This window comes from Okeania sp. SIO2F4 (assembly GCF_010672385.1).
Lineage (GTDB): Bacteria > Cyanobacteriota > Cyanobacteriia > Cyanobacteriales > Microcoleaceae > Trichodesmium.
Genome location: NZ_JAAHGT010000250.1, coordinates 1 through 11,187 on the forward strand (window position 1 = coordinate 1; position 11,187 = coordinate 11,187).

The following is an 11,187-nucleotide window of genomic DNA, read 5'->3' on the forward strand; positions in this document are numbered from 1 at the left end:
TAGCAGGTAAAAATAAAGATGAAAAGTTAAGTGTTTTAGATATAGAAAGTTTTCCCTGTTCGGAGTTAGAGAAAATTAATCAACTCTGGGTAGATTATTCTCAAGAGCGTTTTGGTTTTAGCGTGCAAAAATCTATATATTTTGATGTAGTAAAAAGTATTGAGGAAAAATTCGGCAAAAATCGTAAATATTACAAAATGATTTGGCAAAATTTTAGCGATGCTGTGGGATGGCAAGTGGAAGGTCAAGCAAAATATTATAATGATCTGGATTTTAGTTTAAATGCACCTATCGGTCATTTACCTATTTCATGGTGCGTGAAATTTAAAGTAGAAAATTTTGGGGTGGGAGTCTGGCGAGAAACTTTTTTTAATCGTGTTAATAATTGTCTACTTCATCAACGATCTGGATTTTAGTTTAAATGCAGCTATCGGTCATTTACCTGTTTCATGGTGTGTGAAATTTAAAGTGGAAAAATTTGGGGTGAGAGTATGGCGAGAAACTTTTTTTAATTGTGTAAATAATTGCCTACTTCATCCAGGAAAATTCCATCTTGAGCAGAGCAAGAAAAATTCAATAAAAAATAGAATTAAAATTATCCAAGGTAATATTGCTCAACAGGAAGTTGATGCTATTGTTAATTCTACAGACCGCGCCGTTTCTGCTGGTTCAATGGTATCTAATTCTATTGATAAAATTGCCGGACTAGAACTTAAAGAAGCTTGTCTAAAATTGATGACTTGTGAATATGGAGAAGCTAAAATTACTAGTGGTTATAATTTATCTGTTAAGTGGGTTATTCATACAGTCGCAGTTAGATGGGAAGGTGGAAATTTGGGAGAGAAGAATAGACTATAGACTGATGAGATGTTATCAAAATAGTTTAGCTTTAGCAGAACAATATTTTATTAAAACAATTGCTTTTCCTACTATTGCTACTGGTGCTTTATTTTTTCCGGTGGAAGTAGCAGCAAGAATAGCTATAACTGAAGTGATGAAATTTTTATTATAAAGTCAATCTATTGAAAAGGTGATTATTGTTTGCTCTAAGATTCAGGTTTATGAAAAATACTTGGAAGTTTTCCGTGAAATGATAGAGTAGAAAGTCAAAGGAGAGTAGGTAGGGACGTTGCATGCAACTTCCGTACAGAGTAGGGAAGATAGGTCGAAAGATCGGGAACAAGTAAAGAATATTTGCCTGGTCAGTTGTACAATATTAATCACCGCATCTAGCTTGCTATAATACTAATTAGAAGAACTGGAAAAAGTTAGCTTAAATAGGAGTTGAGTCACTAAATTTAGATTTTTGAAGAGTCTGTAACTAAAGCTGTTTTACTTGTCAAATAATTCCATCATATTTCTGGAGGTTTCGGTAGATAAAAATCAAGAGAAGAACCGCATCTAGCTTGGTCTAATACTAATTGGAATAATTGGAAAAAGTTAGCTTAAATAGGAGTTGAGTCACTAAATTTAGATTTTTGAAGAGTCTGTAACTAAAGCTGTTTTACCAGTCAAATAATTTCATCAAATTTCAGGAGGTTTCGGTAGATAAAAATCAAGAGAAGAACCGCATCTAGCTTGGTCTAATACTAATTGGAATAATTGGAAAAAGTTAGCTCAAGTAGGAGTTGAGTCACTAAATTTAGATTTTTGAAGAGTCTGTAACTAAAGCTGTTTTACCAGTCAAATAATTTCATCAAATTTCAGGAGGTTTCCTTGGAGAAAAATCAAGGGAAGAACCGCATCTAGCTTGGTCTAATACTAATTGGAATAATTGGAAAAAGTTAGCTCAAGTAGGAGTTGAGTCACTAAATTTAGATTTTTGAAGAGTCTGTAACTAAAGCTGTTTTACCAGTCAAATAATTTCATCAAATTTCAGGAGGTTTCCTTGGAGAAAAATCAAAAGAAGAGCGGTGGAAAAATAGGGAATAGGCAAAGAATATTTACCCGGTCAGTTGTACAATATTAATCACCGCATCTAGCTGGCTCTAAGACTAATTAGAATAATTGGAAAAAGTTAGCTCAAGTAGGAGTTGAGTCACTAAATTTAGATTTTTGAAGAGTCTTTTATTAAAGCTGTTTTACCAGTCAAATAATTTCATCAAATTTCAGGAGTTTTTGTAAGAGGAAAATGAGTAGAATACTAACATTTATCTATGGTGTAGTTTGTTATTTAATATCATTGATAGCTTTTCTATACAGTATTGGTTTTATTGGCAACTTAATCTTGCCAAAAACACTAGATTCAAACTTGGATAGTTCTCTGATTAAGGGGTTATTAATTGATATTTTATTAATCGGTTTTTTTGGCATTCAACATAGTCTCATGGCTCGTCAAAGTTTCAAGAAATGGTGGATAAAAATAATTCCAGAACCCATAGAACGTAGCACTTATGTTTTAATGTCAGGTCTGGCATTATTACTATTATTTTGGCAATGGCATTCTCTCGGTGGAATTATTTGGAATATACAAAACCCCATAATTTATAATATTATTTATGGCATCTTTGCCTTGGGATGGTTAATTGTTTTCCTCAGCACTTTTATGATTAATCATTTTGATTTATTTGGCTTGCGACAAGTCTATTTATATTGGCGCGGTGAGGAATATAAAGATTTAGGATTTAGAACTCCAGGATTTTATAAATATACTCGCCATCCGATTATGCTAGGTTTTGTTATTGTTTTTTGGGCAGCTCCATTGATGACAATTTCTCATTTAGTTTTTGCTATGGGTACAACAATTTATGTGTTAGTAGGTATTAAATTAGAAGAGGTAGATATGATTTCTATTTATGGAAATTTATATCAGGAATATCGGCAGCAAGTTTCCATGTTAATTCCTGTGGCAAGAATAAAATTAACTCAGCAAAAAATTCAGGAATAACTCTAAATTTGTTTCCCTAATTACTTCAGACTTATTCTGGAAAGAGAGTCAAAAAAAGATTGCCTGGAGAAAATTATCAATGGCAAAGACATGGGGAGAAAAAGATCGACTCTGACCGTGTCTAGCAACAAGAGATGGCAGAAATTTTCTACCTGAGTCTTTCCGACTTATTCTGGAAAGAGAGTCAAAAAAAGATTGCCTGGAGAAAATTATCAATGGCAAAGACATGGGGAGAAAAAGATCGACTCTGACCGTGTCTAGCAACAAGAGATGGCAGAAATTTTCTACCTGAGTCTTTCCGACTTATTCTGGAAAGAGAGTCAAAAAAAGATTGCCTGGAGAAAATTATCAATGGCAAAGACATGGGGAGAAAAAGATCGACTCTGACCGTGTCTAGCAACAAGAGATGGCAGGATTTTTTTCCCTAATTACTTCTTTCTTCTCACTTATTCCTTAAATTTATGAATCAACCCCAATTAACAATCAACAAAAATAACGAAAGTTTGTGTCAAATAATCCGTCAAAGTATTGCTGAAACTCCCGAACAACGGATTACCTTTGCCGAATATATGGATTTGGTTTTATACCATCCCCAATATGGTTATTATGCAACTCATCCTGTAAATATTGGTAAACAAGGAGATTTTTTAACCTCCCCTCATTGGGGTAGTGACTTTGGAGAATTATTAGCAGAACAATTTCTACAAATGTGGCATATTTTCCAAAGACCTAATAATTTTACTCTGGTAGAAATGGGTGCTGGTAAAGGAATTTTAGCGGAGCAAATTTTAGGTTATCTCAAACAAACACATTTGGATTTTTTCCAAACAATTGAATATCTGATTGTAGAAAAATCGGAAGTTTTAAAAGCTGAACAAAAACAAAGGTTAAAGTCGTATCAAGTGCGCTGGAGTGACTGGGATGAAATTTCCCATAATTCTATTACAGGTTGTTTCTTTTCTAATGAGTTGGTAGATGCTTTTCCGGTGCATAAATTTAGAATAGAAAATCGGGAATTTCGAGAAATTTACGTCACCTCTAACTCTCAGGGAAAATTTGTAGAAATAACCGATAAAATTTCAACTCCTGAGATTGCTGAATATTTTAAATTAGTAGATATAGATTTACTCTCATTTGCTGATGTTGAAGGTTATCAAAGTGAAGTAAATTTACAAGCTTTAGATTGGATAAAAATTGTTAGCTATCGCTTGCTGAAAGGTTATGTATTGACAATTGATTATGGTTATCAAGCAGCACGTTATTATAATCCCGTTAGAAGAGAGGGAACTCTACAATGTTATTATCAACATCACCGAAATAATGATCCTTATTGGAATATTGGGCGACAAGATATTACTGCTCATGTTGATTTTACTGCTTTGGAAAAACAGGGAAATTTGTCAGAATTAGAAACTCTAGGTTTTACTCAACAGGGTTTATTTTTAATGGCGTTAGGTTTGGGAGATAGATTAAATGAATTATCAAATAATCAAGGGTTTTCTATTGAAGAAGTTTTCCGACGTAGGGAGGTATTACATTCATTAATAGATCCAATTGGTTTAGGAAATTTTGGGGTATTAGTACAGAGTAAAGGTTTAACTGGAGAGGAAAAAAGGGATACTTTGAAAGGTTTAAGTATGCCTCCGATGGGATAAATTTAAGAAGTTAAATATCCTCAAGAGGTATTTCCAGTGATAATCAGATTTAGTATTAATTTTATGACTCATCTAATAATAAAGACTCTAAATTACCGAATAATTAAGGTTTAAAGCCTCTCCTTTAAAGGAGAAATAAGAAAAAATTTTCATGATTAGTCAATCCTCTTCTTTTCAAGGAGAGGTAATAATTAATTATTAATTATTAATTATTAATTATTGAAGATATCCATTAACTATCCTAACAATTTCTATTTCCACCTCAGTTACTTGATAAAAAATAATATAACCATCTAAAGGCACACCCCTTAAATTAGGTATAATTTTAGCATAACTCTGCCACATCTTAGGAAAGTTAATTAAGTTTCTACCTAAATTACTATTACTTAAAACTCTAAGTAGTAATTTGAATCCGATAATTTATATATCCGAATGTAGTCTTTACCATATTCTTCTAATGTTTGACTTGTGACTGGTTCAAATAATTCTAAAACTCCTTTTTGTTGTAGTTTACCTTTAATCCAATGACCTAAAATTTTTAAGTCATCTCTTGACCTCAAATTTTTATGATAATCACCTTGAGTTCGACAGGGAAATACTAAACCATCATCAGTGTAGGCAACAAAATCTCCTTGAGGATAAATAGGATTTTTAGTTGTAGCTATATCCACAATAATTTCTACTTCAAACCAGTCTCTAGGAATTACAATACCTGTTTTTCTATTCCATCTTCCTTTGCCAAAAAAAGCATTTAAGTTTGACCTTTGTTGCTTATCAACTCTCGCTAAAGATATATCTAAATAAGGAACTTTAGAATCAATAACTGGTTTTGTTTCAGCTTTCTGAAAGCTAATTTTTTTTCGGCTATTTTTAACTGATTCAATAATCGGAAATGATTCACATTTAGCAAAATTAACAGATATATTATCAGTTAGTAACCAATTAAGATAAGTTTCTGTTTGATTAATTGCAGTAGTATCACTAATTTTACAGGTAAATTCTAAATTACCAAACAATCCTCTTTGAGAAAAATTTGAAGATCCTGCAAAGTAAAGCAATTCATTTTGATATTTTATCCTATAAATTTTGCCATGAAATGGTGGTGGATTCCATACAAATCTCACACCTCCTGATTTAGCATTGGCAGATAATATAAAACTATTTAATTAACCTAATTGATTATAGGTATTTCTGTTTAATTCTTCAAAAATTCCCATGGTGAGAATTGGTAGATTTACCATTGTAATGATTTTGAATGAAAACTGATTTGTTCTTGAACAATAACTTGTTTAGTGAAAATTAAATTTTCCGTAGGGTTAAAAATAGTTTTTATTTTAGGTATATCCTCTAAATTACTAACTACTGCCAGTATGTAATCATTTTTATATTTCCTAGAAGTGATAAATTCTTTATTTGTTAACCTAATACTTCCATAGTTAGTTTTAAGACCTTTTACTTCAACTAAGAAATATTTATTTCTCATCTTAATTTGAAAATCATAGCCATCTCCAAATGTTCTCGCATCTTGTAAAGTTCCATTTTCAAAATCAGGACAAGTTTTATAATTTCTCATAAAAAATAATTCTGCTCGTTGACCCGTCTCCTGTAATTGTTTAAATTTACTTTTAAGAATAGGATTAATTACCTCAGCAGATTTTCTTTCTATACTGAGAAATTTAGGAACTTTATCCTGTAAATATAGCTTGATAATTTGAGTGTAAGAAGAAACATCTTCCTCTCCAAAAAGTGAGTCAATAAATAGTTTTCTATGAATATAAGCATCTCCTTTTTGCCACCATCCTTTTCTAGGATTATCAAAAAAATAGTCAAACAAGTCTTGTCTATTCTTAACTGTATTTACAGTTTCAGCAATACCCAAACTAACTATATATTCAAAAAAAGATTTTTTTGTTTTAAATCCGAACTCTTTAATAAAAGCACTATCAAATTTTGCCAACCCATAACCAATTAAATTTAATATTTCATAGTGCTGATGTTTACTTCCTTTTTTAGATGCCATAAAACAACACCTTTACTTTTTTTCTAAAACTTAGCATAATTCATCTCATAAATAAATTATTTATCTCCTTCATCTGGAGGTACAGCATTACCAATTTGTCGTCTAATTTCAGTAAAAGAACCTTCAAAAATAAAATCATCAGGAAATGTTTGTAATCTTGCTCTTTCTCTATTTGTTAAAGACCTTGGTTCGGGATAATGATAACCCCATGTTCCTCCACCTCCACCAGCAATAATTGTTGCAGCAGGTTTGTCTGGATGAATACGTCGATAAACATGACTAATCATTCCTTTTACATAATAGGGACTATCTTTAGGAATATCTCTAAAATTACCTCCTGCTTTTATTCTTTTCAATATTTCAATTGTCCGAGGTTGAATTTTTTGATGTTCATTATTGTGGGGAATTTGTTCTACATTTTTAAGTGCTTCACCAGCAGTTATATGGGGATATTTCCGACTAATTCCATATTCTGGTGCAGGATGAATAAAATTAAAACCTGTATCCATTCTAATTCCAACTAAAATAACTCTTTCCCTAAACTGAGGTACTCCATAATCAGCAAAATTATATAGTTTAGGTTTCACTAAATAACCAGGAGATATACTTTCAAAATCGGAAATTATTCGTTGAATTGCTTGATGTTTATTAGCACTTAATAAACCTTTGACATTTTCTGCGATGAATGCCTTTGGTTGTTTCTTTTTAACAAACTCTAAAAAGTAGGTATATAAATTGCCTCTAGTACCTTCTAAACCTGGGCGTTTCCAAATCATTGAAAAATCTTGACAAGGAAAACCTCCTGTAATTAAATCTGCTTCTGGAATTTCAGCAATATTTATGTTTTCTATTTGATTATTCTCGATAATATTAGAAAGATTTCTCTCAAAAGTTTTACAGGCATAAAAATTAGAATCAATTGCCCAAACTAAATTAAATCCTGCATAGTGAAATGGTAAATCCATCCCATCACAACCAGAAAATAAAGATATGATTCTTGGTGCTTGATTCCAATATATATTTTCTAAACGTTCAATCAACATTTTATTCACAAATAATATGACTACTATATTTAGCAACCTAAATTATATAGTCTTTTCAAATGATATGTAAATCTACATTGCGTTTTTTCTAAGAAAAAAACGCTGTCTTGAGTACCCACTAATCCTTGTGGAAGGCTACTATTTAATTAATGCTGTTTTCCATTCTTTACTATTCCCTATTCCCTATTCCCTATTCCCTTTTTAATAGAATTTGATCGATTATAGACAAAATTGCTAATTTAAGATATATTAATAAAATTAAAAAAAAAACGATAAAATACTAAAATTATCATAATACCCACCAATGCAAATTTTGGCAAGGAGATTAATCAATGAAAACTACTGAAGAAATAGGGCAAAAACAAAGCCGCTATAGAGGACTCACACAGGCAGAGGTTGAGGCAAGTAGACAAAAATATGGTTCTAATTTATTAACGCCACCCAAGCGATCGCCTTGGTGGAAATTATGGTTAGAAAAGTTCGATGACCCAGTAATTCGGATTCTAATAATTGCCGCTGTTATTGCTATTACAGTCGGAATTTTTGAAGGTAATTATGTAGAAGGTTTAGGTATTATTGCTGCTATCTTGCTAGCTACAACTGTTGCTTTTTTCAATGAGTATAAAGCTAGTAAAGAATTCGATATTCTTAATCAAGTAAATGATGAAATTCCCATCACAGTAATTCGGGATAATAACGTGACAACTGTTCCGAAAAAAGATTTAGTAGTAGGAGATTTTGTATTGATAGAAACAGGAGACGAAATACCAGCAGATGGTAGAGTAATAGAAGCAGTTTCTCTGCAAGTAAACGAAGCAAGTTTAACGGGTGAAGCAATACCTGTTAGCAAAACAGCAGATGCAAATTTATCTTCTAATAACCATACTAATTATGCTTATTCTCCCAACCAAGTCTTGCGTGATACTATAGTCAACGATGGACATGGAATCATCGAAATTACAGCAGTTGGGGATGCTACAGAAATTGGTCAAACTGCTAGATGCGTTCTTGATATTACAGATGTAGAAACCCCTCTAAATATCCAACTCGAACGCCTCAGTAATTTGATTGGTATCCTCGGTTTAGGGGTAGCAGTCTTAATCGATATTGCCTTAGTAGCAAGAGGTATCTTCACAGGAGAACTCAATCTCACCTTGGAACAATGGTATATTATTAGCATCCTAATCATTGGTTTAGTTATTGCCCTAACTAGAATCTGGTTGCCAATAATCGTAGATGGATTAGAATCAATAGGGAAAGAAATAGAAGTACCAGAATGGTTAGAAGATGATAGCGCAGTTGCCTGGTTAAAAAATATTTTGATCGCCCTGGGAATATCTGGCGTCGGTATCGGACTCGGTTACTATTTAGGATGGGTTTCTACTTCTCCCACTGACTGGATAACCGTGGATATCGCCCTCAAATTCCTCACATATTTTATGATTGCAGTTGCAGTCATCGTTGTTGCCGTACCGGAAGGATTAGCTCTAAGTGTTACCCTGAGTCTTGCCTACAGTATGCAGAAAATGACTCAACAAAATAATCTAGTTCGCAGGATGCACGCTTGCGAAACTATCGGTGCCACAACTGTGATTTGTTCTGATAAAACAGGTACTTTGACGGAGAACAAAATGCAGGTGAGTGATGTACAGTTTCCTAGTTTCGAGAATGGCACTCTCAATACTGACAATATTATAGTTGAAGCGATCTGTGCCAATAGTACAGCTAATTTAGAACACAGAAAAGGGGAAGAGTCTATCCCTTTGGGAGACCATACAGAAGGTGCTTTGTTATTGTGGTTAGAAGAAAACAAAATTGACTATATTGACAAACGAGAAAATTTTGACATTATCAGTCAGTTAACTTTTTCCTCAGACAGAAAGTACATGGCAACTCTCGGAATTTCCCCTACCACAGGTGAAAAAATACTCCATATTAAAGGTGCGCCAGAACTATTGTTGGCAAGTTGCAATCAAATTCTCACCTCAGATGGAGTTCAACCTTTTGCAAATTCTCAAAGAGTATCTATCGCAGCAGAGTTAAATAAGTATGAAACTATTGGTAGACGAACTCTAGGATTTGCTTATATTAGAGACCCTCAAGACTATCAACAAGGAAATGAACTGGAACAATATCACGATTTGATTTTGCTAGGTTTTGTGGCGATCGCCGATCCAGTGCGAGAGGAAGTACCCCCAGCAGTGGCAATATGTCAAAAAGCTGGTGTGAAAGTGAAAATGATTACTGGAGATAGTCGTTTGACAGCAATGGAAATTGCCAGAGAAATTGGGATTATGACTAAGGATGATACTAATGATTTGTGTATCACTGGTAAGAAACTCCGTGACTTAGATGATGAAGCAGCTTTAGCAAAGGTGCAAAAAGTCAAAGTAATTGCCAGAGCGCGTCCCCAGGATAAACAACGCATTGTCAAACTGCTACAAGCAAGTGGGGAAGTGGTCGCAGTTACAGGAGATGGCACCAATGATGCACCCGCTTTAAATCAAGCGCAGGTTGGTTTGTCAATGGGAAGTGGTACTTCCGTCGCCAAGGAAGCAAGCGATATCATCATTTTGAATGACTCTTTTGGCAGTATTGAAAATGCAGTAATGTGGGGGCGATCGCTTTACCAAAACATTCAAAAGTTTATTTTGTTTCAGTTAACAATAAATGTTGCTGCTTGTGGGATAGCTTTATTAGGTCCGTTTATTGGAATTAATTTGCCATTTACTGTGATTCAATTATTGTGGGTAAATTTAATTATGGATACTTTTGCTGCATTAGCTTTAGCAACGGAACCACCTAATGAAAAAGTCATGGAGAAAGCACCGAGAAATCCCGAAGAGTTTATTATTTCTCAACCAATGACGGTGAGTATTTTTTCAGTAGCGTCAATCTTCTTGGTGTTTTTTGTAGGTTTCTTACTATATATCCAAAAAGATCGGGTAGTAACACCTTACGAACTATCTCTATTTTTCTCTACATTTGTGATGTTGCAGTTTTGGAATATGTTTAATGCCAAATGTTTTGGTTTAAAGGAATCTGCATTTTCTAGTATTAGTAAAAATGGCAGTTTTGTAGCGATCGCTGCATTGATTTTCGTAGGACAAATTGTGATGGTGCAATATGGAGGAGCTGTATTTAGAACAGTTCCTTTATCTTTAAGAGATTGGTTAATAATTATTGGCGGTACTTCTATTGTGTTGTGGGTTGGAGAAATTTGGCGGATGATTCAGATGCGGTTTAAGGTTTCTTAAAAAGTAGTAGTACCATGTCTAGATTTATTTTGTCGATAAGTTTGATAAATTAAGACCTCTCCCCCGACCCCTCTCCTGCTTTTGAGAGGGGGGAACTATTCTCCCCCTTCCCTGGTAGGGAAGCTATGCTTTATCAACATTTTTCTTAACATAAAACGTAGACAAAAAAGAGAAGTTATGTATAAGTCATTTGAAAAGCTTTTTTCTCATAAAAGTGTATTGAATTAGATATTTTTTTGAGAAATGCACCCCAAGATTCTGACTCCCCCCTCTTCCCACCCTCCCACAAGGTTTTCAGGAGTTCCCTATCCCTGATAAGGAACTA

At 33.5% G+C, this 11,187-nt stretch carries 10 protein-coding genes; 6 read left to right on the forward strand and 4 right to left on the reverse strand.

Annotation, left to right across the window (positions count from 1 at the left end; genetic code table 11):
- The 5 genes from F6K22_RS16995 to F6K22_RS17015 form a co-directional block, all read left to right on the forward strand.
- A partial coding sequence (locus F6K22_RS16995) for a GUN4 domain-containing protein (protein WP_293100086.1) occupies positions 1 to 416 on the forward strand: 416 nt, incomplete at its 5' end.
- Complete coding sequence (locus F6K22_RS17000; protein ID WP_293100089.1) at positions 376 to 858, forward strand: macro domain-containing protein; 483 nt, start codon at positions 376 to 378, stop codon at positions 856 to 858. The genes F6K22_RS16995 and F6K22_RS17000, both read left to right, overlap by 41 nt.
- Positions 859 to 862: 4 nt before the next feature.
- On the forward strand, positions 863 to 1,012 hold the full coding sequence (locus F6K22_RS17005) for a macro domain-containing protein (RefSeq protein WP_293100092.1): 150 nt from the start codon (positions 863 to 865) through the stop codon (positions 1,010 to 1,012).
- Positions 1,013 to 2,131: 1,119 nt separating this feature from the next.
- On the forward strand, positions 2,132 to 2,887 hold the full coding sequence (gene mddA / locus F6K22_RS17010) for a methanethiol S-methyltransferase (protein WP_293100095.1): 756 nt from the start codon (positions 2,132 to 2,134) through the stop codon (positions 2,885 to 2,887).
- Between the two features lie 461 nt (positions 2,888 to 3,348).
- On the forward strand, positions 3,349 to 4,542 hold the full coding sequence (locus tag F6K22_RS17015) for a class I SAM-dependent methyltransferase (RefSeq protein WP_293100098.1): 1,194 nt from the start codon (positions 3,349 to 3,351) through the stop codon (positions 4,540 to 4,542).
- Positions 4,543 to 4,758: 216 nt separating this feature from the next.
- On the opposite strand, the gene F6K22_RS17020 is transcribed toward F6K22_RS17015, so the two are convergent.
- The 4 genes from F6K22_RS17020 to F6K22_RS17035 all read right to left on the reverse strand — a co-directional run bounded on the left by F6K22_RS17020 (position 4,759) and on the right by F6K22_RS17035 (position 7,605).
- The gene (locus tag F6K22_RS17020; protein WP_363273745.1) at positions 4,759 to 4,962 is read right to left on the reverse strand and encodes a type II toxin-antitoxin system RelE/ParE family toxin; all 204 of its coding nucleotides are present in this window, start codon (positions 4,960 to 4,962) and stop codon (positions 4,759 to 4,761) included.
- The gene (locus F6K22_RS17025) at positions 4,929 to 5,666 is read right to left on the reverse strand and encodes a restriction endonuclease PLD domain-containing protein (RefSeq protein ID WP_293100100.1); all 738 of its coding nucleotides are present in this window, start codon (positions 5,664 to 5,666) and stop codon (positions 4,929 to 4,931) included. Before F6K22_RS17025 ends, F6K22_RS17020 begins: the two co-directional genes overlap by 34 nt.
- 110 nt (positions 5,667 to 5,776) lie before the next feature.
- Positions 5,777 to 6,562, reverse strand: a complete 786-nt coding sequence (locus tag F6K22_RS17030) for a protein NO VEIN domain-containing protein (protein ID WP_293100103.1) — start codon at positions 6,560 to 6,562, stop codon at positions 5,777 to 5,779.
- Positions 6,563 to 6,618: 56 nt separating this feature from the next.
- Positions 6,619 to 7,605, reverse strand: a complete 987-nt coding sequence (locus F6K22_RS17035; RefSeq protein WP_293100106.1) for a DNA cytosine methyltransferase — start codon at positions 7,603 to 7,605, stop codon at positions 6,619 to 6,621.
- Positions 7,606 to 7,937: 332 nt separating this feature from the next.
- Between F6K22_RS17035 and F6K22_RS17040 the strand changes: the two genes are divergently transcribed.
- A complete protein-coding gene (locus F6K22_RS17040) occupies positions 7,938 to 10,862 on the forward strand; it encodes a calcium-translocating P-type ATPase, PMCA-type (RefSeq protein ID WP_293100109.1) in 2,925 nt (974 codons plus the stop codon).
- The last annotated feature ends 325 nt before the right edge of the window (positions 10,863 to 11,187 follow it).